Annotated in this window: 21 protein-coding genes and 1 tRNA gene; 13 read left to right on the top strand and 9 right to left on the bottom strand. The window is 59.6% G+C overall.

Annotated features, from left to right (window positions below; all coding sequences use genetic code 11):
* The first annotated feature begins 1 nt into the window (after position 1).
* The 3 genes from Q7T36_RS08165 to Q7T36_RS08155 all read left to right on the top strand — a co-directional run bounded on the left by Q7T36_RS08165 (position 2) and on the right by Q7T36_RS08155 (position 2,075).
* Entirely contained in the window at positions 2–583 is a 582-nt protein-coding gene (locus Q7T36_RS08165; protein ID WP_304846341.1) for a 50S ribosomal protein L25/general stress protein Ctc, read from the top strand.
* Between the two features lie 8 nt (positions 584–591).
* A complete protein-coding gene (gene pth, locus Q7T36_RS08160) occupies positions 592–1,176 on the top strand; it encodes an aminoacyl-tRNA hydrolase (protein WP_304846338.1) in 585 nt (194 codons plus the stop codon).
* A gap of 110 nt (positions 1,177–1,286) precedes the next feature.
* A complete protein-coding gene (locus Q7T36_RS08155) occupies positions 1,287–2,075 on the top strand; it encodes an MBL fold metallo-hydrolase (protein WP_304846335.1) in 789 nt (262 codons plus the stop codon).
* A 90-nt stretch (positions 2,076–2,165) separates the two neighbouring features.
* Here Q7T36_RS08155 and Q7T36_RS08150 read toward each other — a convergent pair whose 3' ends face one another.
* Both Q7T36_RS08150 and Q7T36_RS08145 read right to left on the bottom strand, forming a co-directional pair.
* Positions 2,166–3,659, bottom strand: coding sequence for an NAD(P)/FAD-dependent oxidoreductase (locus Q7T36_RS08150; RefSeq protein WP_304846332.1), 1,494 nt, complete (start codon positions 3,657–3,659; stop codon positions 2,166–2,168).
* A 111-nt stretch (positions 3,660–3,770) separates the two neighbouring features.
* Positions 3,771–4,523 carry a glutathione S-transferase family protein gene (locus Q7T36_RS08145; protein WP_304846329.1) on the bottom strand — a complete coding sequence of 251 codons (753 nt, stop codon included), beginning with the start codon at positions 4,521–4,523 and terminating at the stop codon, positions 3,771–3,773.
* Between the two features lie 78 nt (positions 4,524–4,601).
* On the opposite strand from Q7T36_RS08145, the gene ychF reads away from it, so the two are divergent.
* Positions 4,602–5,693: a redox-regulated ATPase YchF gene (ychF, locus tag Q7T36_RS08140; RefSeq protein ID WP_304846326.1), complete on the top strand. Its 1,092-nt coding sequence runs from the start codon at positions 4,602–4,604 to the stop codon at positions 5,691–5,693.
* A gap of 48 nt (positions 5,694–5,741) precedes the next feature.
* On the opposite strand, the gene Q7T36_RS08135 is transcribed toward ychF, so the two are convergent.
* The 6 genes from Q7T36_RS08135 to Q7T36_RS08110 form a co-directional block, all read right to left on the bottom strand.
* A complete protein-coding gene (locus Q7T36_RS08135; RefSeq protein WP_304846323.1) occupies positions 5,742–6,527 on the bottom strand; it encodes a 5-oxoprolinase subunit PxpA in 786 nt (261 codons plus the stop codon).
* Positions 6,524–7,462, bottom strand: a complete 939-nt coding sequence (locus Q7T36_RS08130; protein WP_304846320.1) for a biotin-dependent carboxyltransferase family protein — start codon at positions 7,460–7,462, stop codon at positions 6,524–6,526. Before Q7T36_RS08130 ends, Q7T36_RS08135 begins: the two co-directional genes overlap by 4 nt.
* Positions 7,456–8,121, bottom strand: a complete 666-nt coding sequence (gene pxpB, locus Q7T36_RS08125) for a 5-oxoprolinase subunit PxpB (protein ID WP_304846317.1) — start codon at positions 8,119–8,121, stop codon at positions 7,456–7,458. Before pxpB ends, Q7T36_RS08130 begins: the two co-directional genes overlap by 7 nt.
* Before the next feature lie 103 nt (positions 8,122–8,224).
* The gene (locus Q7T36_RS08120) at positions 8,225–9,367 is read right to left on the bottom strand and encodes an ABC transporter permease (RefSeq protein ID WP_304846313.1); all 1,143 of its coding nucleotides are present in this window, start codon (positions 9,365–9,367) and stop codon (positions 8,225–8,227) included.
* Positions 9,354–10,295 (bottom strand): ABC transporter ATP-binding protein, encoded by a 942-nt coding sequence (locus tag Q7T36_RS08115; protein ID WP_304846311.1) that lies wholly within the window; start codon positions 10,293–10,295, stop codon positions 9,354–9,356. Before Q7T36_RS08115 ends, Q7T36_RS08120 begins: the two co-directional genes overlap by 14 nt.
* Entirely contained in the window at positions 10,292–11,245 is a 954-nt protein-coding gene (locus Q7T36_RS08110) for an HlyD family secretion protein (protein WP_304846309.1), read from the bottom strand. The genes Q7T36_RS08115 and Q7T36_RS08110 overlap by 4 nt, the downstream gene beginning before the upstream one ends.
* Before the next feature lie 170 nt (positions 11,246–11,415).
* Here Q7T36_RS08110 and Q7T36_RS08105 point away from each other — a divergent pair, with 170 nt between their 5' ends.
* Entirely contained in the window at positions 11,416–12,468 is a 1,053-nt protein-coding gene (locus tag Q7T36_RS08105; RefSeq protein WP_304846307.1) for an alpha/beta hydrolase, read from the top strand.
* 193 nt (positions 12,469–12,661) lie between these two features.
* A tRNA-Met gene (locus Q7T36_RS08100) sits at positions 12,662–12,738 on the top strand.
* A 51-nt stretch (positions 12,739–12,789) separates the two neighbouring features.
* Here Q7T36_RS08100 and Q7T36_RS08095 read toward each other — a convergent pair.
* Positions 12,790–13,293: a GNAT family N-acetyltransferase gene (locus Q7T36_RS08095; protein ID WP_304846305.1), complete on the bottom strand. Its 504-nt coding sequence runs from the start codon at positions 13,291–13,293 to the stop codon at positions 12,790–12,792.
* A gap of 125 nt (positions 13,294–13,418) precedes the next feature.
* Here Q7T36_RS08095 and Q7T36_RS08090 point away from each other — a divergent pair, with 125 nt between their 5' ends.
* The 7 genes from Q7T36_RS08090 (at position 13,419) to Q7T36_RS08060 (ending at position 22,251) form a co-directional block, all read left to right on the top strand.
* Positions 13,419–13,625 carry a DUF2892 domain-containing protein gene (locus tag Q7T36_RS08090; protein ID WP_304846301.1) on the top strand — a complete coding sequence of 69 codons (207 nt, stop codon included), beginning with the start codon at positions 13,419–13,421 and terminating at the stop codon, positions 13,623–13,625.
* Between the two features lie 10 nt (positions 13,626–13,635).
* Positions 13,636–14,640 (top strand): efflux RND transporter periplasmic adaptor subunit, encoded by a 1,005-nt coding sequence (locus Q7T36_RS08085; protein WP_304846298.1) that lies wholly within the window; start codon positions 13,636–13,638, stop codon positions 14,638–14,640.
* 12 nt (positions 14,641–14,652) lie between these two features.
* Complete coding sequence (locus tag Q7T36_RS08080) at positions 14,653–17,865, top strand: efflux RND transporter permease subunit (protein ID WP_304846295.1); 3,213 nt, start codon at positions 14,653–14,655, stop codon at positions 17,863–17,865.
* A gap of 286 nt (positions 17,866–18,151) precedes the next feature.
* The gene (locus tag Q7T36_RS08075; RefSeq protein WP_304846292.1) at positions 18,152–19,198 is read left to right on the top strand and encodes a hypothetical protein; all 1,047 of its coding nucleotides are present in this window, start codon (positions 18,152–18,154) and stop codon (positions 19,196–19,198) included.
* A gap of 163 nt (positions 19,199–19,361) precedes the next feature.
* The gene (locus Q7T36_RS08070) at positions 19,362–20,573 is read left to right on the top strand and encodes a trans-acting enoyl reductase family protein (RefSeq protein ID WP_304846289.1); all 1,212 of its coding nucleotides are present in this window, start codon (positions 19,362–19,364) and stop codon (positions 20,571–20,573) included.
* Between the two features lie 136 nt (positions 20,574–20,709).
* Positions 20,710–21,372: an esterase gene (ypfH, locus tag Q7T36_RS08065; protein ID WP_304846286.1), complete on the top strand. Its 663-nt coding sequence runs from the start codon at positions 20,710–20,712 to the stop codon at positions 21,370–21,372.
* A gap of 336 nt (positions 21,373–21,708) precedes the next feature.
* Positions 21,709–22,251 carry a hypothetical protein gene (locus Q7T36_RS08060; protein WP_304846283.1) on the top strand — a complete coding sequence of 181 codons (543 nt, stop codon included), beginning with the start codon at positions 21,709–21,711 and terminating at the stop codon, positions 22,249–22,251.
* The last annotated feature ends 9 nt before the right edge of the window (positions 22,252–22,260 follow it).

Raw genomic sequence — 22,260 nt, 5'->3', positions numbered from 1 at the left:
CATGTCCTTCAACTTTACTCTGAATGCAACAAACCGGACGGACGAAGGGAAAGGTGCGAGCCGCCGCCTTCGTCGTCTGGAAAAGAAGATTCCCGCCGTCATTTACGGTGGCTCCCTGCCCGCCCAGTCCATCAGCATCGAACTGCGCGAACTGGTCAAGGCCATTGAGAACGAAGCTTTCTACTCCCACGTGCTGACGCTGATCATTGACGGCCAGCCCCAGCAAGCCGTGATCAAGGCCATGCAGCGTCACCCGGCCAAGAACACTCCCTTGCATGCTGACTTCCTGCGCGTCAACGCCAACCAGAAGCTGACCATGAAGGTGCCCCTGCACTTTACCCATCAGGATGCCTGTGTCGGCGTGAAGTCGGAAGGCGGCACCATTTCCATTATCGCTACCGAAGTGGAAATTGCCTGTCTGCCGGCCAACCTGCCGGAATTCCTGGAAGTGAACCTGCTGGACGTGCATGTCGGCACTTCCCTGCACCTGTCTGACATCAAGCTGCCGCAAGGCGTGGAAATCCCGTCGCTGGCGCTGGGTCATGACTACGACCAACCAATCGCCAACGTCAACAAGGCCTAAGCGGCAACATGGCGGGTTTGCATCTGATTGTCGGCTTGGGTAATCCCGGCCCGGAATACGAGCAAACTCGCCACAATGCGGGTGCCTGGTTTGTCAGCCAACTGGCGGCGGACCACGGCATCCGTCTTGCTTCCGAACCCAAATTCCATGGATTGACCGGCCGCGGCAACATTGCCGGGCAGGAAGTCCGTCTGCTGATTCCCACCACCTTCATGAATCGTTCGGGTATGGCCGTTGGCGCCATGGCCACGTTCTTCAAAATCCCCCCGACCTCCATACTGGTCGCCCATGACGAGCTCGATCTGCTGCCTGGACAAATACGCCTGAAAACCGGCGGTGGCCACGGCGGTCATAACGGCTTGCGCGACATGATTACCTGCCTCGGCAATCACAATGGCTTCCACCGCTTGCGTATCGGCATCGGTCATCCCGGCGAGGCCAAACAGGTTTCCGGATTCGTGCTGGGCAAAGCCCCCTCCTCCGAACAGGACAAGATTGACGCAGCTATTCTGGAAGCCCTGCGCCATGTTGAAACTCTGGTCAAAGGCGATGTCGCCAAGGCGATGAACCAATTGAACGGCTTCAAGGCCTGATTCAGCAACTGCGAACCTCCTCACAGAAAATTAACAAATATCAAGTTATCCATGTCATGTATGGGGTCAATTTGATAGCATACGCCAACTTTACAATGGCAGGCGCAGCTATGAGCATCTCATCCTCCCAAGTGCTTTTTGACAACGGCCATCACAAGTGCGTCAGCTTTACGCATCTGGTGAAAGGGGAAGGAGTTCAAGCCAATCAGTTCCTGATCATTCACGGCAACCATGCCGCCGTCATCGATCCGGGTGGAGATCTGACCTACACCCCGCTCACCATTGAAATCCTGAAGTACGTCAAGTTGCAGAATCTGGACTATGTCATTGCCTCCCATCAGGACCCTGACATTATCGCCTCCATGCCGCGCTGGCTGACCCATACACCTGCAACCGTGGTGGCTTCCAAGCTTTGGGCGCGTTTCCTGCCGCACCTGACCTCGGCCTTCATGGCGGAGCGCATTCGTGATGATTTCTCCGACCGCCTGATTGAATTGCCGGACCGAGGTCAGGACATTCCCTTTGGCGACACTGTGATCAAGGCCGTTCCAGCGCACTTCCTGCATTCGGTGGGTAATTTCCAGTTTTACGACCCGATCTCGAAAATCCTGTTTTCGGGCGATATGGCCGCTTCACTCGTGGATGATGCCAGTGTCACGGTTAGCAACTTTGAAGAGCACACCAAGTACATGCGCGGTTTCCACCAACGCTATATGTGTTCCCGCAAGGTGACTCGCTTGTGGGCGAACATGGTGCGTGACATGGATGTGGAGATGCTGGTGCCCCAGCACGGCATGCCATTCAAGGGCAAGGAGTCCATCGGGAAATTCCTGGACTGGATCAGTGAACTGGATTGCGGGATTGACCTGCTGACACAGGCGGACTACCGGGCTCCGTGAAGGAAAAAGAGCGGGTGTCGGGCTGAAGCCCGACCTACATCCGCTCGGCACTCCCGCGCTGGCGGGAGTCCGTTGCTTTCAAGTGAGCCTTCATGCTTCGGCTTTGACAATACGGTAATCGCGCTCGTCAAACTTGCGGGTTTCCATCCAGTACTGAACGGTAAAGCCCGGCCACAAGGTGGTATTTTTGCCGTTTTCATCCAGATACCAGCTGGCGCATCCTGCCTTCCACACGGTATTTTTCGACCTCCGCTGCATATCCTCGACAAAGGCCTTCTGGATGGCGCGCCTCACTTCCACCTGCTGGTAACCCTTCTTCAGCATGCGCGTAATGGCCTGCATCACATAGTTCACCTGCGCCTCGATCATGAAAATAATGGAGTTGTGGCCCAGGCCGGTATTCGGGCCCAGCAACATGAACATGTTGGGGAACTTGTTGATGGTGATGCCGTAATAAGCCTCCATGCCCTTCTGCCAGGCCTCCGCCAGATCCAAGCCGTCCTTGCCCGTGATGCTGAGTCCCAGCAACGAGTCGGTGACATGGAAACCGGTGGAGTAAATGATGGTATCCACCGGGTGTTCCACGCCATCTTCCGTGACGATGGAATGCTCACGGATTTCCTGGATGCCTTCGCTGACGACCTCGACATTGGGACGATTCAGCGCCGGGTAATACTCATTCGACATCAGCACCCGCTTGCAGCCCATGGTGTATTTCGGCGTCACCTTGCTTTGCAGCACCGGATCGCTAATTGACCGGCGGATGAAGTTGAGAGCCACGGCCTCACCCAATTTCATCAGGCGCGGGTCAACCACAAAACCCAGCGCCCGGCTTTCAAACATCCAGTACAGGCTGTTGCGGTGCAGGCGGTTAAAACGCGGAAACCGCTTGAACATGAACTTTTCAATGCCCAGATAACCCCGGTCAAACTTGGGCAGGACCCAAGGCGGCGTGCGCTGGAACAAACTGAGCTTTTTGACGGTTCCCGCAATGGCCGGAACAATCTGGATGGCGCTGGCTCCGGTGCCGATGACGGCAACCTCCTTGCCGGTGAGGTCCACATCATGTCGCCACTGGGCGGAGTGGAAGGCGTCGCCCTTGAAGTTTTCACGGCCCGGAATGGCCGGAAGCGCCGGGATCTGCAATGCGCCCTTGGCGGAAATGACCATATGCACCCGCGCCATCATGCCCTTGGCGTCCCGCACTTCCCACAGCGCCATCTTTTCGTTGTAGCGCGCCGAGACAATTTCCGTGTTGAAGCGGATGTGCGGGCGCAACTCGTACTTGTCTACGCAGTGCCGGATGTAGTCCTGGATTTCTTCCTGCGGGGCATAGCTGCGACTCCAGTCCGGATTCGGTTCGAAGGAGTAGCAATACAGGTGCGAGGGAACATCGCAGGCCGCACCGGGATAAGTGTTGTCGCGCCAGGTGCCGCCGACATCATCGGCCTTTTCCACGATCACGAAATCATGGATCCCGGCGCGTTTCAACTGGATGCCCATGCAGATACCGGCAAAACCGGCGCCCATGATGCCGATGAGTGCGTCAGCCTGGGGATGGCGGTTGTACTTCTGGTCGATCATGCCTCACTCCGGAATAATTATTCTGTGCTGTTTTTTAGCGTGGTACGCACGTACCAGCAATGTGCCGGAAATTTCTTTTCGAGGAAAGTGCGGTCAATGATTTTTTGACGCTTAACGCCAATTGTCCTTCGACTCACGCTCTTCCTGATACAGGCGGAGAATCCACTGCCCCAGCGGACGACGCAAGGTGTCTTCATAAACCTGCTGGAACAGCGGGGAACGGTTCGTCAGGCTTTCCCAGGGCGTTCCGGGAATGGCCAGCAAAGGGGCAAACAGCGAAGCGGCGGCAATATCGGCCAACGTCAGTTTGTCTCCCACCAAATAGCGGCCGCCATTGTCGACCAGTGTCTGCTCCAGACGACTCATGATGGCCAGCATCTTTTCCAGGGCCTTCGGCGTCTTGTCCGGGGTGACGCGGTACAGCTGGCGAATGCCCTGTTGCAGCACCGGCCACAGGAACTCCTTGACGGGGACCGCCCAGGGGTAGCTGTCCAGCATTACGTTCATCACTTCCGGGCGGTCGAGGATTTCACCATAGATCCAGCGCCGCAGATGCACCCCGCCCTCATCGGCAATTTCTTCCAGCATGGCTACCTTGCTGCGCTTCAGCGGGTCGTTCGGCAGCAACGGGTTTTGCGGATAGCGGGCATCCAGCCAGAAGGCCATTTCCGTGGAGTCGCCGATCCATTCCTTGCCATCCTTCAACAGCGGTACCGTGGAACTGTGGGCGCGCCACCAAGACAGCAGACGATGCGCGCCGGGGAACAGGTTGCGCACCTCGTACTCCAGATGCTTGAAATCCATCATCCAGCGGGCTTTTTCGCAGTAATGGGAGAGCGGAAACTGGTAGAGAATGCGGTACATAGAGCCTTCACCTGAGCAAAACAAGTCGTTTTCGTGTACGATGCGCGCCATTGCGAACAGACAGACGAGGAAACAGACATGGGGTTCAATTGTGGCATTGTGGGCCTGCCGAATGTTGGCAAATCTACCCTATTTAATGCCTTGACCAAAGCCGGCATTGCCGCCGAAAACTTCCCGTTCTGTACCATTGAACCGAACACCGGCATTGTGCCGATGCCGGACCCGCGTCTGGACGCCCTCTCGGTAATCGTGAAGCCGGAACGCGTGGTGCCGACCAGCATGGAATTCGTGGATATTGCCGGTCTGGTGGCGGGTGCATCCAAGGGCGAAGGATTGGGCAACCAGTTCCTGGCCAACATCCGTGAAACCGATGCCATTGCCCATGTGGTGCGCTGTTTTGAAGACGAAAACGTCATTCACGTCGCCAACCGCATCAGCCCGGTGGATGATATTGAAATCATCAACATGGAACTGGCGTTGGCCGACCTCGACACCGTCGAGAAGGCGCTGAAGCGCTGCGAGAAGCTGGCCAAGGGCGGCGACAAGGAAGCCCAAGCGCTGAAAACCGTGATCGACAAGATTCTGCCCGTGCTGTCAGAAGGCCAGCGCGCCCGCGCCATGGGCCTGTCTGCGGAAGAACTGCTGATTTTGAAGCCATTGTGCCTGATCACCACCAAACCGGTGATGTACATCGCCAACGTGGCCGAAGACGGCTTTGAGAACAACCCCTTCCTGGATGCCGTGGTGGCCTATGCTACGGCTGAGAAAGCGGTGGTGGTGCCGATCTGCAACAAGATCGAAGCCGAGATCGCCGAACTGGACGAAGCCGACAAAATGGAATTCCTGGAAACGCTGGGCATGGAAGAGCCGGGCCTGAACCGGGTGATCCGCGCCGGTTATGAACTGCTGGGCCTGCAGACCTACTTCACCGCCGGGGTGAAGGAAGTTCGCGCTTGGACTATCAAGGTGGGTGATACCGCGCCGCAGGCGGCGGGTGTGATTCATACCGACTTTGAAAAGGGCTTTATCCGTGCCGAAGTGATTGCCTATGATGACTTCATCAAGTTCAACGGCGAGCAAGGCGCGAAGGATGCCGGCAAGTGGCGTCTTGAAGGCAAGGCTTATGTGATGAAAGACGGGGATGTGGTGCATTTCCGGTTCAATGTCTGAAACGTGACTCAGATGCCTGTAGGTCGGGCTTCAGCCCGACATTGCCCTTCAATCGGAGAGGGTTGTCGGGCTGAAGCCCGACCTACAGGCGCTGACCATAATTCCTTGCTTTTCCAACGCCTCACGTAGCCGGCGCGCAAATTCCACCGCCTGAACCCCGTCGCCATGCAGGCAAACCGTGTCGGCCTTCAAGCCAATCCACACACCTTCCCGCGTCCGTACCCTGCCCTCCCTCGCCAACCCCAGCACCTGTTGCAAAGCCTCCTGTTCATCCGTGATCATCGCCTGCGGATGTGTGCGCGGCGTCAGGCTGCCATCAGACTCGTAGCGCCGATCGGCAAAGACCTCTTCCACCACCCGCAAGTTGCACTCCCGCGCAGCCCGGACATGTTCACTGCCCGCCAACCCCACCACAACAAGATCGGGAGAGATTTCCCGGATAGCGGCGCTGATCACCCGCGCCATGCGCGGATCCCGGGCTGACTGGTTATAAAGCGCGCCGTGCGTTTTTACATGCATTAACGCCGCGCCTTCCTCAACGCAGATCCTGCGTAACAGGCCGACCTGATCGAGAAGCAACTGGCGCAGGACTGAATCCTCCAGCTGCTGCGCTACACGCCCCATATTGACCCGATCGGCATAGCCCGGATGCGCACCAATCCGCACGCCATGCTGTTTTGCCAAACGCACCGTCTGCCGCATCAGCGCCTCCGAACCGGCATGCGCGCCGCAGGCGATGTTGCATGAAGTAATCCACGCCAGCAGTTCAGCATCGACATTCCGGTCTTCCGGCAACTCACCGACATCGGCGTTCAGATCAATACGGGTTTTCATAGGGAGAGACTTTTCAGGATTCGTTGGAGCAAGGCCTGCCACTGCCCCAGACGGTGAGCGGCTTCCGCCTCGTTCAGGTTGCGGAAGCGGATACGCTCGCCCGCCCTCAGTTGCGCCATGCGGCTGAGATGATGCGCGCAAACCTGCAACACCAACGGATAACCTCCGGTCGTCTGGTGCTCGGCCGCCAGCAGGATCGGCAGGCCTTGCGGCGGCAGTTGCACCGCACCGCGACAAACCCCCGCGCTTAGGCACTGACGCTGGGGAGCAACCAGCGGTTCACCCTGCAAACGGATACCCATGCGGCTGCTCTGGCTGCTGACCGTGAATCTTCGCTCTCCCAACCGGTGTTGGGTGTCAGTATCCAGCCAGTCGAAGTGCGGTCCGGGCAGCACCTCCAGTTCAGGGCTGAAAAGATGGGTCAAACGAAAGCCGTTGATGTATTTCTGCGGAATGATAAGGTGACCGGAACGCGGCGCTTGCGGCAGGACGGCGATCGGCAGGAAGGTATCCCGTGCCAGCGGGGACATTCCAAGCCGGGTATCGGTGCTGCGTGAGCCCAGCACCATGGGTGTCTCGAAGCCGCCTTCCACCGCAACATAAACCGTACTGCCCGCCTTGGGTCGATCAATCTCGATATGCGCGCCGGCGGGAATCCAGCAGCGGGCGTAGGGTGGAACGGGTCGGCCGTTGCAGCGGAAATCGGCATCCGCACCGCTGAAGACGACATGCGCGCCATCCACCAGCAGCAGGCGCGCTGGCGGCTCGATCAACTCCAGCACGGCGGCGCTTTGCGGGTTACCGACTATGCAGTTAGCAAGCCACGCGGCCAGACTGTCGTTCGCGCCGCCGGGAGAAATGCCCAGATGCGCCTGCCCGAAACGACCCAAGTCCTGAATGCTGCTGTACAGCGCCGGTTTCTCCAGGATCAGCATGACGCACCCACCGGCACAAACACGACCTGATCACCGGGCTGCAAACGGCACGGTTCTTCCGACTTTGGATCAAAGAGGATTTCCGGGCAATGACCGATCAGGTTCCAGCCGCCGGGCGTGGCCTGGGGGTAAACCGCTGTCTGCGCACCGCCGATGGCGACGCTGCCGGCAGGAACCATCACACGCGGCATCTCAAGGCGCGGGGTGGCTAGCTCGGGAGCGAGGCCGCCCAGATAGGCGAATCCGGGGGAGAAGCCGAGGAAATAGACATCATAGATGCCCTCGCTGTGAAGGCGGATGACTTCGGCTTCGGTGAGTCCGGTATGGGCGCAGACATGGGCAAGATCGGGACCGTTGTAGCGCACCGACAGCTCTATGCGGCGCGGGTTGAAGTCACGGATGTCAAGTTCGGTCAGCGTGAGCCGCACCTGCTTTTCCAGCTCCGGCAACAAGACCGTGCCCCTCAGCACTGCCAGCGGGTCCAGCAGCACCGTCAGGGTGGCGTAAGCCGGAACCAGATTGGCCACACCGGGCAACGCGGCGCGATGCAGCGCCAGCCAGGCGGCGTGCACGCAGCGATTGATGGCGATATCAATGGTATCGCCGAAGGTGATTTGCAATGCGGTCTGGCCCAACGGCATGAGGGTATAAGCATTCATGGGAGCGAAGGGTAACGCGGCTTTGCTGCCCGGCTGAACAGATATTTGCAAAAGTTTGTCAGGACAATCTGAAACGGCGGAGCAGGAATGTCATTAATCACCGTCAATCCAGCGTCTTCCTGAATCGTTTCAACCCGATGGCCAGCACCACCGTCATGAATGCCAGCAACGGCCAGATGTTGGCCCACAATTCCGGCACCGTATTCCCCTTCAGCATCACCCCCCGGATCAACCGCAGGAAGTGCGTCAGCGGCAGCATCTCACCGATCACCTGCGCCCACCCCGGCATGCCCCGGAACGGGAACATGAACCCCGTCAGCAACATGCTGGGCAGGAAGAAAAAGAAGGTCATCTGCATCGCCTGCGTCTGGTTGCGAGCCACACTGGAAATGGTGATTCCCACGGTCAGGTTGGCCAGGATGAACAGGAAGATGCAGCCCAGCAGCACCGGCAGGCTGCCTACAAACGGCACCCCGAAAATGAAATGCGCCGCCAGCAGGATCACCGTCACCTGCACATAACCAATGACGATGTATGGCGTGATCTTGCCCAGCATCACCTCCAGCGGTCGCACCGGGGTCGCCAGCAGGTTTTCCATGGTTCCCCGCTCCACTTCACGGGTAATGCCCAACGCGGTCATCATGATCATCGTCATGGTGAGGATGACGCCCATCAGCCCCGGTACGATGTTGTACTGGGTGATGCCTTCCGGATTGTAGCGGCGGTGGATGCGCACCTCGAACGGCGCCGGGGTGGCGTTCAGAGCCAGCAGCGGACCGTTCAGGTCATGGCGCAGCGCGGTGAGGCCCAGTTGCTGGATGGCGGCGATGGCGTTGCCGGTGGCGGACGGGTCGGTGGCGTCGGCTTCCAGCAAAATGGCGGGGCGTTCGCCGCGCACCACTTGGCTTTCAAACCCGGCCGGGATGGTCAGCGCAAACTGCACCTCCCCTGCCGAGAGCATGCGCCCGGCCTCCTCGTCGCCCAGATCGGTGGCGAGAATGTCGAAGTAACTACTGCTTGCCAGCGCCGATACCAGCGAACGGGTGAACGGGCCCTGCTCGTGGGCCACCACCACCGTCGGCAGATGTTTGGGGTCGCCGTTGATCGCGAAGCCGAACAGTGTCAGCTGCATGATGGGAATACCGACCATCATGGCGAAAGTCAGGCGGTCGCGGCCAAGCTGGATGAACTCCTTGATGACCACAGCCCACAGCCGTTGCCAGCTGAAACGGTCAGGACTGGCCATAATTGTCCGCCGATTGCTGCATGAGGTGGATGAAGACATCTTCCAGTTGCGGCGCAGCGGGCAGCCAGCGCAGGTCCGGGTCGTGACGGAATGAGGCGATGGCGGTTTCCAACGCCACTGCATCGCGACCGCAGACATGCAGTGCATTGCCGAAGCGGGTCACCAGATCGACGCCGGGTTGAAGCTCCAGCGTGGCGGCCAGCAGGCTGACGTCGTCACCCGTGACCCGCCAGGTATGCAAACCGGATTGCTTCACCAGTTCGGCCGGCGTGCCGGTGGCCAGCAAGCGGCCATATGCAATGTAGCCAAGACGGTGGCAACGCTCCGCCTCGTCCATGTAGTGAGTGGACACCAGCACGGTAATGCCGTCGTGGGCCAGTTGGTGGATTTCGTCCCAGAAATCACGGCGTGCCTTAGGGTCCACCCCGGCGGTGGGTTCGTCCAGCAGCAGCAGTTTTGGTTCGTGCAACATGCAAGCGGCCAAGGCCAGCCGTTGTTTCCAACCGCCGGAGAGTGAACCGGCCAGCTGCTTCTGCCGGGACACCAGATCCAGCCGTTCCAGCGCCTTGTCCACGCGCTCACGGCGCTGCGGCGTGCCATAGACGCGGGCGATAAAATCGAGGTTCTCACGGATGCTGAGGTCTTCATACAGCCCGAAACGCTGGGTCATGTAACCGACTTCACGCTTGATCATGGCCGCTTCATGCAGCACGTCATAGCCCAGCGTATGGCCACTCCCGGCATCAGGCGTCAGCAGGCCGCACATCATGCGGATGGAGGTGGTCTTGCCGGAACCGTTGGGACCGAGGAACCCGTAAATCTCTCCCCGCCGCACCTTCATGCTGAGACGGTCGACCACGGTCTTGTCGCCATAGCGCTTGGTGAGGCCTTCGACGTCAATCACCCAGTCGGTGGAGCCGCCGTTCATGGCAACACCACCTCGACCGGCTGGCCGGGACGCAGGTTTTTCGCTTGCGCAGCCACCGGCTTCGCTTCCGCCATGAATACCAGCCGCACACGGTTTTCCTTATTGTAAATCACCGGCGGCGTGAACTCGGCTTCGCGGGCGACATACGTGACGGTGGCATCCAGCGGCTTGGCGCAACCGTCGCAACGCACTTTCACTGCCTGACCCTGTGGCAGCTTCGCCATCAACGGTTCGGGGATGTAGAAACGGATCTTCATCGCCTGCGGCCCCAGCAGGCTAAGCACCGGGCTGCCCGCCGACACCCATTCACCGGGACGGTAATAGACCTGCTCCACCGAACCTGAGACCGGTGCCAGCACAGTTTTCTGCTCCAGCAGCCAGTTGCGCTGGGCCTGCTGCTCCTTCGCCACGTCCACGGCGGCCACCGCCGCTTCGCGGGTCTGGTCACGACCGGCCAGTTGCGCCGAGGCCAGCTGTGCTTTCATCTGTTCCAGTTGGGCGGCGTCGGCGTCACGGCGGGCTTTCAGTACATCTATGGTGGAGGCGGAAACAAAACCCTGGGTGTGCATGTCTTGCTGACGGCGCAACTCGGTTTCGGATGCGCGCAGGGCGGCGGCGGCGGCGCGGACATTGGCTTCGTAAACCCCCAGCTCCACCGGACGCTTGCCGGATTGCAGGTCGCGGGCTTGCGCTTCGGCCTGGCGAATGCGGGCCTGCGCTTCGGCGACGGAGAGTTTTTCGTTGTCGGTATCAAGGTGAAAGGCGATGTCTCCTGCCTTCAACGACTGACCGAGATCGGCATTGAGGCTGAGCAGACGCCCCGCTACCGACGAGGCCAGTCGCACCGGCTCGGTTTCAACATAGCCGTCGAGATGATCCTGCTGCGGCTTGGTGCAACCGACAAGCAAACCCACGGATAAAGCCACCATAATCACTGAGACTGTTTTCAAGACTGGACCTCATATCGGCCTGTATACAGGCACATGGTACAGCCTCCGGGCTAAGAACGCTTTCCACGCTTGACCTGAATATCACTCAGACCCGGTCAGACCCGCCAATGCCGGTGAACGGCGGAGCTGCGTAGAATGAATAACTGTTCACTCACTTCGGAAGTCCGGCCATGCGGAATATCTTGCGTCACACTTTAATGATGCCTTTGCTGGCCTTGCTGCCGGCGCTTTCCTTGGCCAGTGACACACTGCCGGACCGCAGCTACCAAAGCCAGCAAACCTGGCAGAAGATTCAACAATACTTGCCGCCCGGCTATCGTTTGACCGCTTCCACGCAGCCCGTGGAGAGCCGCTGGGACTGGAAGGGACATCATGTGCATATTGACCGTTTTGCCAACCCGCAAGCGGTGGCCAAGATTATCCTGCTGCACGGTGTCGGCACCAATGGCCGGCAGATGTCTTTGATTGCCGGCGGCCCGTTGTCGAAACTGGGTTATGAAGTCATTGCCCCGGACATGCCCGGATATGGCCTGACGACCGTGGCGCCCGGAGTGACCGTTCGCTATGACGACTGGGTGGCTCTGGTCGATGACCTGATCAAGGCGGAAATGGCAACGGACAACCGCCCCGTTTTCCTTTACGGGCTTAGTGCCGGAGGAATGCTGGCATGGCATGCAGCAGCACGCAACGGTCAGGTGAAGGGCATTGTCGGTATGACATTCCTGGATCAACGACGGCCTGAAGTGCGCGACGAGACGGCCCGCAACCTTTTCATGAGCCGGGTGGGCGGCCCCATGACACATTGGGTGGCAAACACTTTTATCGGCAAGATGCCCTTCCCGATGACGCTGGCCTCGAAGATGAGCACGCTGGTGAATAACCCGGATGCCCTGGCCGTCTTTCTGGACGACCCGACTTCCGCTGGTAACAAGGTTCCCCTGCGTTTTCTGGATACCTATATGAACTACCAACCGGTGATGGAACCGGAGAGTTTCACGGTATGCCCGGTGCTGCTGACCCAACCGGAAAAGGACCGCTGGACACCTCTGGCGCTGAGTGAACCGTTCCTGAATCGGCTGACCAAGGTGCCACATGAGGTGGTGATGTTGCAGAATGCCGGGCATTACCCCCTGGAGCAGCCCGGTCTGGACCAGATGGTGACTGCAATTGACCGCTTCGTAAAAGGCATTATGGCCAGAACGGTTTCCACGGACACGAAATAGAGTCGCTAAATCCTTACCGTCTAACGGTCTGCCCTCGGGAAATCGTACCTTTACATTCAATCAAGGCAAGTATTTGAAGGATATGGCTCAATTCTTGCGCGATACCGGTTTCGACCGCTAGTTTTTTGGGCGGAAAGTGTTGACAAGAGGGCCTTAGAAAAAGAAAATGTGCGCCTCTCTTGTAGAGCTCGTCGGCTATGTAGCTCAGTTGGTTAGAGCACAGCACTCATAATGCTGGGGTCACAGGTTCGAGTCCCGTCATAGCCACCAGATTCATCAAAAAAGGTCAGCATAATTGCTGGCCTTTTTTGTTTTTGGGATTCAAGTCAGTTCTTTTTCCATATAAACAGCCCTGCCCCCAAAACTGGCCAATTTTTGCCGCAACTCTTCCTCCACATTCGCCTTTTGCATAAACCCCGACTTCGCCCAATACCCCTCCGCCCCCTGCACCGCCACCAACGCCAGACCGCGCAGCCCCTTCTCCCATACCACCCGCTCCGCTTCCCCCATGAACCGCTTGCCCAATCCCAACGACCGGGCCTCCGGCAAAATGGCCATGTCATGCACATAGAGCCATTCCGCCGCCTCGGATTTTGCCACTTGCGGGGCATTCAGCGGCGGTAGTTGTCCTGCCGCTACCGGCAAAGCCACCAGATATCCCAGCGCCTGCCCGTCGCGGCGGCACAACCAATGCGTATCCGGGCTGGCTTCCAGCTTGGCGCGGAAAGCCTGAGCCGATTCATGGAAACCGTCGCCGTAGCAAACCGACTGGATGGCCAGCAACTCGGGAAGATCATTCAGGGTCAGCGGATGGATAAGTGGCATGACGTACAGATACAGAGGACAGGAAAGTGCATTTTACCTTCGACCCCAGGTAACGTCACCGGCTTGCACATATACCCAAGGGGGTATAGTATTAACCTCATCAACCCAACACGAGAGACATCATCATGATGACCATCAATGCAGGCCTGCGTATCGTTGCCGGATTTTTCGTCATGCTCAGCGTGGCGCTGGGCTACTATGTCAATCCGGCTTGGTTCCTGTTCACCGCCTTTGTCGGCGCCAACCTGTTCCAGTCCGGTTTTACCGGCTGGTGCCCCATGGTGTGGATGCTGGGCAAGCTGGGATTCAAGAAGGAATGCCCGGTTAATTAAGGAGATGACCATGAAACACCTGTCCCTCGCCCTGCTCACCCTGCCGCTGCTGGCGCAGGCCGCTCCGATCGCCACCGCCCCGGTTGAATACCGCAACGTCGAAGCCACCTGGAGCAGCCTGGGCGTGGCCGAAGCCGAGCGCCAGTCCACGATCAGCGCCCAGACCTCGGGCCGCATTGTCGCGATCAACTTCCGCGCCGGTGACCGCGTGCAGCAGGGACAGGTGATCATGCGCATCGACCCCGCCACCGCCAATCAGGATGTGGCCGGGATGCAGGCGCGCCTGAACGAGGCGCAGGTGCAGATGGACAACGCCCGCAAGCAATACGAACGCGTGCGTGACCTGCTGGCGCAGAAATACGTCAGCCAGGCACAGGTTGATAAAGCCGAAGCCGACTACAAGTCCGCGCAGGCGCAGGTCAACACCATCAAGGCCACCCTCGGCCAAAGCACCACCGCCCGCAGTTTCACCAATGTCGTAGCCCCCTATTCCGGCGTCATGTCGGCGCTGCATGTGGAGCTGGGGGAAATGGCTTCGCCCGGTAACCCGCTGGCCACCGGCTATGACCCTTCACAGCTGCGGGTCACCGCCCAGATTCCGCAAACCCAGATTGATGCCGTGCGGCGCGGCGCGAAAGCCTATGTGGAAATTCCCGGCCGACCGCAGTGGCAAGCCGCTCGCGGGGTGGTTGTGCTGCCCTCCGCTGACCCACGCAGCCACACCTCCGAAGTGAGGGTACTGCTGCCCGCTGATGTCCCCAACCTGTTGCCCGGCCAGTTCGCCCGCACCCACTTCGTCACCGGTTCCGCCCGGCGTCTGGTAGTGCCTGCCAGCGCCGTGTTGCACCGCTCCGAACTCACCGCCGTCTATGTGGTGCCGCAAGGCAAGGCCCCGCAACTGCGCCAGATCCGTGCCGGTCAAAGCCTGCCCAGCGGCCTGATGGAAGTGCTGGCCGGGGTGAAGGAAGGCGAGCAGGTCGCCCTGGACCCCATCGCAGCCACCCTGAAGCCCTGAGGAGAACCGTCCATGGGTATTTCCGGTCGCATCGCCCGCCAGTTCCTGACATCGCACCTCACCCCGCTGCTGGCGCTGATTGCCATCCTGCTCGGGGCATTTGCCGTGATGGTGACCCCGCGTGAGGAAGAGCCGCAGATCAACGTCACCATGGCGAACGTGATGATCCCCTTCCCCGGCGCCACCTCCAAGGATGTGGAAACGCTGGTAGCCACGCCCGCCGAGCAAGTGCTGTCGCAAATCCAGGGGCTGGAGCATGTCTATTCGGTGTCGCGCCCCGGCATGGCGGTGCTGACGCTGCAATTCAAGGTTGGCGTTCCCCGCACCGAGGCGCTGGTGCGCCTGCACGACACCCTGCAAGCCAACCGCGATTGGCTGAAGCCGGAACTGGGCGTGGGCGAACCGCTGGTGAAGCCCAAGGGCATTGATGACGTGCCCATCGTCAGCCTGACCTTGTGGAGCCAGGACACGGCGCTGGCCGGTTATGAACTGGAACGCATTGCCCATGCCGCCGAAGCCGAACTGAAGCGCGTGCCCGGCACCCGTGAAGTGACGACGATTGGCGGTCCCGGCCGTGAGCTGCGCATTGAACTGGACCCGGAACGCCTGCGCGCCGCCAATCTCAGCGCGCTGGAAGTGGCCGACCTGCTGCGCCGCAGCCAGGTTGCCCTGCCCGGCGGCCAACTGGTCAACGACAACAAGTTGACGGTGGTGCAGGCCAACGATTTCCTGCGCACCCGCGAAGATGTGGAAAGCCTGATCGTCGGTGTCACCGACGGCAAGCCGGTGTTCCTCTCCGAAGTGGCGACCCTGACCGACGGCCCCGCCCTGCCCAACCGCTATGTCTGGCTGGGCACAGGCAAGGCCGCCGCCACGACCGGCATCCAGGCAACCGGCGAGTTCCCGGCGGTCACTCTGGCCATCACCAAGAAATCCGGTGAAAACGCCGTCGATGTCGCCGAGCGCGTCATGCAGCGCGTCGATGAGCTGAAGAACACCGTCATTCCCGCCAACGTGCAGGTCACCATCAGCCGGAATTACGGTGAAACCGCCAACGACAAGGCGCAGAAGCTGATCCAGAAACTGATCTTCGCCACCTTCTCGGTGGTAGTGCTGGTGTTCCTGGCGCTGGGTCGACGCGAAGCCATCATCGTCGGCACGGCGGTGTTGCTGACGCTGGCCGCGACATTGTTCGCCTCGTGGGCCTGGGGCTTCACCCTCAACCGGGTGTCGCTGTTCGCCCTGATCTTCTCCATCGGCATCCTGGTTGACGACGCCATTGTCGTGGTGGAAAACATCCACCGCCGCATGGTGCTGGACAACAAGCCGATGCTTGACGTGATTCCCGAAGCCGTGGATGAAGTGGGCGGCCCCACCATCCTCGCCACCCTGACCGTGATTGCCGCGCTGCTGCCGATGGCTTTCGTCAGCGGCCTGATGGGCCCGTACATGAGCCCGATACCCATCAATGCCTCCATGGGCATGGTGCTGTCGCTGGCGATTGCCTTTGTGATTACGCCGTGGCTGTCGTTGAAGCTGCTGAAGCGCGGCCATCATTCTGCGGGTGTTCATGGTGAAGCCGCCCCGACCAAACTGGACACCTTCTTCCACAAGGTCATGTCCCCCTTCCTGCAACCGGCGACCGGCAAACGCAACCGTCACCGCCTGTATTGGGGCGTGGTGGGGCTGATCGTGCTGTCGGTGTCGCTGGCGGTGGTGAAGCTGGTGGTGCTGAAAATGCTGCCCTTCGACAACAAGTCCGAGTTCCAGGTGATGGTGGACATGCCCGCCGGTACGCCGCTGGAACAGACCGCCGCCGTCCTGCACGACATGGGCGCGTACTTGGCCACCGTACCTGAAGTGACGAACTATCAGGCCTATGCCGGAACTGCGGCGCCGATCAACTTCAACGGGCTGGTGCGCCAGTACTACCTGCGCGCCGATGCCGAACAGGGCGACCTGCAAGTCAATCTGGTGGACAAGCATCATCGTGACCGCAAAAGCCACGAGATTGCAGGTTCCGTGCGCCCTGAACTGGAAAAGATTGCCGCCGCCCACGGCGCAAAACTGAAAGTGGTGGAAGTGCCTCCCGGACCGCCGGTGATGTCGCCGCTGGTAGCCGAAATCTACGGCCCGGATGACGCGACCCGCGCCCAGGCTGCGCAAGCCGTGCGCGCCATCTTCAACAAGACCCCGGACATCGTGGCGCGTGACGATTCCCGCCGTGAAGCCGCGCCGCAACTGCGCGCGGTCATCGACCAGAACAAGGCCGTGGTGCTGGGCATCAGCCCGCAAACCGTCGCTGCCACGCTCAGTCTGGGCCTGCAAGGGCTGGACACCGCTCCCCTGCTGGCGACCGGTGCCAAGTACGAAGTTCCGATGCGCCTGACCCTGCCCGACAACCAGAAGGCCCGCCTCGACGACGTGCTGAAACTGGCGGTGAAGTCCGGCAACGGCACGCTAGTGCTGCTGTCCGACCTGGTGCAAGTCCATACGGAAACCGTCGATCAGATCCTGTACCACAAGGATTTGCTGCCGGTGGTGTACGTGGTGGGCGACATGGCGGGCGAACTGGATTCCCCGCTGTACGGCCTGTTCGCCATGCGCAACCCGCTGTCGCAGATCAAATTGCCCAATGGCGCACCGGTGAAGGAATACTTCATAAGCCAGCCGTCCGATCCTTACCGCGAAGTGGCGGTGAAGTGGGACGGCGAATGGCAGATCACCTACGAAACCTTCCGCGACATGGGCATTGCCTACGGAGTCGGCCTGATCATGATCTACCTGCTGGTGGTGGCGCAGTTCCGCTCGTACAGCGTGCCTGCCATCATCATGATGCCCATTCCGCTGACCATCATCGGCGTGATGCCGGGCCATGCCCTGCTGGGCGCGCAGTTCACCGCCACCTCGATGATCGGCATGATTGCGCTGGCGGGGATCATTGTCCGCAACTCGATCCTGCTGGTGGACTTCATCAACCTGCGGCTGGCCGATGGCGTTGCGCTGGAAAAGGCAGTGGTGGAAGCAGCGGCGACCCGCGCCAAACCGATTGTGCTGACCGGCGTGGCGGCGATGCTGGGCGCGTTCTTCATCCTGGATGATCCGATCTTCAACGGGCTGGCGATTTCGCTGATCTTCGGGATTCTGGTGTCCACGGTGCTGACGCTAGTGGTGATTCCGGTACTGTTTTATGCGCTGAAGCGGAGGCAGGAGGTTAAGGCTTGAATGGGATGACGGGGCCGATGTGGCCCTGTCGCTCTTTGCTCTGAAACCCGCTACCATTCAGGCAAAACCGGAGTCGGAGTATCCGCTGTGTCCACCGCCAAGCAAAGCCGCTTTATCAGTGAGGAAGACTATCCGGCAGGCAAACATATCCATCAAACACGTTCAAACCCGAAAGATTATTTCCACGTCTTTTACCATTCTGCGTAGAATAGTTCGCGTTTCAAAACCTCTCGATCGGGCACTTAACGCCTGTCCGGAAAACTCATAATCTGAAAAGGACTACAGCATGAAACTCCAATTTTCCTCCGCAGGGTTGACCCTGATCACCCTTTCACTGGCCGCTTGCGGCGGTGGAGGCGGTGGTGGCGGTGGATCTAGCGCCTCTTATCAAATGACAGATGGCTCTCAACAGCCTGTCGCTGTTGAAGTCAACAGCAATGTCATCAACTTCACCGGGACTCTGAATGACGTTAACGACGCCTTGGCTACGGCCATTGAACCGGCGGCAAGCTCTTCGGAAAGCGCACCCTCCTTCAGCCTCCGCGAATTGATCGGGACATTGCATCAGGACTGGCGGGCTGCCGCGCATCCCATGTCTGCACAAGCCATCAGTGTCATGGTTAGCGATACTTCCCCCTGCCCGTCCGGCGGCTCAATTTCGTCTTCCTTTGATGACCGGAATTCTAATGGTGATTGGGATGTCACGGAAGTGGGAACTGTCCAGTTCACCAACTGCACAACGCCGGATGGAGCGATTGTCAACGGCAAGCTTCAAGACGCTTTCAATGCCGAAACCGCCACCACCACCACGGATACACTGACATTTACCAATTTCAAGATCAGCAAAGGCGTTTACAGCAGTGAAGTCGTTAGTGGCTCAGCTGTCTGGACCAGCACGGAAAGCGGCTTTCCCCAGAACAACACAGCATACTCATCCGATAACTACCGCATCAATAACATGACGGTGAAATCAACCGCACCGGTGAATAACGTCAACGTGACCCGGCAATTTACTCTGAATGAAGACCTGACTCTGGTCCAGCAGTCGCCGGACTTAAGCAAAGTCACCATTACCGGCAGCGGCAGCATTGTCAGCAATAATGCCAACATCAACGGCAGTGTCACTTTCAATATCACCACTCCCATTATCAAATCTGTCAGCCAGCCACTTGCATATGGTGGTGCAATGACCGTTTCCGGTAGCGGTGGCACCGTGCTTTACATCAGTTATGCCGTTCCTGATACGGGCTCAGCAACACTGCTACTGAATCGCGACGGCCAGAATGTCGGCACGCCGAAAATCGTATCCGTTTCAACCTTACTCGGTTTTTAAGCCAAAGCCTTTGCAAGGTACTGAAGGCCGTCAATCCCTGGCGGCCTTTTTTATCCCGGTCGCAGCCATCAAACCGTTTCGACCATTCTGTCCACCTTCCCCTCTCTCACTATCCGGCTATACTCCCCCTGCATTCCACAGCACCACAACCCGGAGCCTCCCCATGTCCCAGCACCACCTCATCGTCTTCGGCGCCACCAGCTTTGTCGGCCAGATACTCACCCATTACCTCTGGCAACGTCACGGCATCGGCGGCGACGTCAGCTGGGCGCTGGCCGGCCGCTCCCTCAGCAAGCTGGAACAGGTGCGCGCCAGCCTCGGCCCGCAGGCCGCCGCCCTGCCGCTGATCGTCGCCGACGCCGCCAACGAATCCGAACTGCGCAGCCTGTGCGCGCAAACCCGCGTCATTGTCTCCACTGTCGGCCCCTATGCCCTTTACGGCTCGCCGTTGGTCAAGGTCTGCGCCGAAACCGGCACTGACTACTGCGACCTCACCGGCGAAGTGCAATGGATCGCCCGCATGATCCGCGAGCATGAAACCACCGCCCAAAAGAGCGGCGCGCGCATCGTCCATTGCTGCGGCTTCGACTCCATCCCCTCCGACCTGGGCGTGCATTTCCTGCAACAGCATGCCACGCAGCAGTTTGGCCAGCCCTGCTCCACCATCAAGCTGCGCATCAAGAACATGCGCGGCGGTGCGTCCGGCGGCACCGTCGCCAGCATGCTGAACGTGGTGCAGGAAAGCGTGAAGGACCCATCGGTGCGCAAGCTGATGTCCAACCCCTACGCGCTGTGCCCCGGCGTCCAGGGTGTGCGTCAACCCAACGTCACGCTGGCGGAATACGATGAAGACGCGCGCAGCTGGCTGGCCCCGTTCGTCATGGCGGGCATCAACACCCGCGTGGTGCATCGCTCCAATCTGGTGGGCGGCAACTACGGCGCGGATTTCCGTTACGATGAAGCCATGATGACCGGCTCCGGCTTCAAGGGCCGCGCCATCGCCACCGGCATTGGCGCTGGCCTGGCGGGCTTCCTGGCCGCCGCCGCACTGCCTCCCACCCGCTTCCTGCTGGAAAAAGTAGTGCCGCAGCCGGGTGAAGGCCCGACACCGGAAGAACAGGTAAAAGGCGGCTACGACTTCCGCTTCTTCGGCCGCACCGCTGCCGGGCAGAAGATGGTGGTCAAGGTGACCGGCGACCGCGACCCCGGTTATGGCTCCACCGCCAAGATGCTGGGCGAAGCGACAGTTTGTCTGGCGCTGGAAACCGACAAGGCGGCCGTCGGCGGTGGTTTCTGGACCCCGGCCACCGCTTTCGGCGACAAGCTGGTGAAGCGGCTGGTGGATCACGCCGGGCTGACCTTCGAGGTGCTGTAACAACCGCTGTGCCTGAATCTGGTTCCGGCTGGATTCAGGCGTGTTTCCTTCCCGCCAACATCCCATCCCCAAATCCACGAAAGCCGTTCCCGCCATTCCGCGCTATGCTGGGTGAAACCTGAAGAGAAGCACCATCATGGCCCTGCAATCCACTCTCGAATTCCTGCCGCATGAAGACCGCCCTGAAAGCCTGTTCATTGTGCTGCATGGTTTTGGCGATACGGCGGAAGGCATGCTGGGGCTGGCCGGAGCCTTGTCCGAGGCCTTTCCCAAGGCCGCCGTGCTGATTCCGCAAGGCTTCCAGCCGTCGTCCTATCCCGGTGGCCGCCAGTGGTTTCCGTTGGAAGGCATCAATGACGATACCCGGCCCGAGCGCGTGGCGGAAGTTATGCCGCTACTGGCCGACTATATCCGCGAACAGCAGGACCGCTTCGGCATTCCCAACCTGGATACGGCGCTGGTGGGCTTCTCGCAGGGAGGCATCATGGCGCTGGAATTAAGCGTGGCTCATGACGGGCTGGTGGGACGCGTGGTGGCCTTCGCCGCTCGCTTTGCTCAGCTGCCGCAACGAGCGCCGGCGCTGACCACCATTCATCTGCTGCACGGCGACGACGACGATGTGATGCCGGTGTCCCACGCCTGGGTGGCGTTCGAACAGCTGACAAAACTGAAGGGGGATGCGACGCTGGATACTGCGTCAGGGGTGGAGCATTTCCTGCATCCGGCCGTGGTGCAATGCGCCATTGACCGCCTGCAAACCACCATTCCGTTACGTACTTGGCAGCGGGCGCTGGGCTGACAATAAGGGAAGTCTCCCGCGTATTCCGAACTCAGGTTATGCTACAGGGCAACCTGTGCCAAATCATGACTCCGTTGTCAAAAGTACAGCGCCAGAGCTCCGGAAACACACCATCCCATGAACACACCAGGCAAACTCTGCCGCAAATGCGGCTATCAGCGGACCGGTCAGGAAGACGTGCCCGAAATTTTTTGCCCGCAATGCGGCCGGGTCTATGCCAAGGTCGAAGCCTCGCTCCAACCGCCTGAAATCAAACCGGCCTCACCCGAGCACACCCGCTTTCACCTCAACCGGGAACAACTTAAACGTGAAGTCCCCGCCAAGGTCAAATGGGGAATGCGTGCCGTGATTTACCCGTTCGTGATTTTGGTCGCCTTTGTGCTGATGGCGGTTGCCAGCCTTTTCAATGCCACAACCGCTGCCACAGAATGTGAAAACACTATCCGTCGGGACCATAAAGACCCTCTGGCAGACATGATGTATGCCAAAAACCGTTCTGCCTGCATGGCCGAAAAGGCAGGATTCCTGTCCCGACACCTGATGCTTCCCAACCGCGGGCTGCTTGAAGCCATGCCAAACGCCCCATGCCAATATGTCGGAGTCTGGAAGTCACAGCGTGAGAACAGCACTTATACGCTGACGCTCAAGGCGGACAGTCGCTTCTTCGCCGTACCGGTGAATGATCCGGACGGTCAGGCGGAATATATTGAAGGGGCATGGGGGGAATACGACGGAAAACTGGTGTGGTTCTATCGGGATGTCATCGAAGCTAATCCCATTGAAAATGAGAATGCCGACCGCTTCGACCTGCTTGAACAAAACGGCAGCAGAACCAACTTCAGCTACGTTGCCCCCACCGAGGGCTCTTGCTCCCGATAGCGGGCCTTG

The organism is Fluviicoccus sp. (genome assembly GCF_030646115.1).
Taxonomy (GTDB): Bacteria; Pseudomonadota; Gammaproteobacteria; order Pseudomonadales; family Moraxellaceae; genus Fluviicoccus.
Note: the sequence above shows the minus strand (reverse complement) of the source record. Positions and strands in the feature narration are given on the sequence as shown.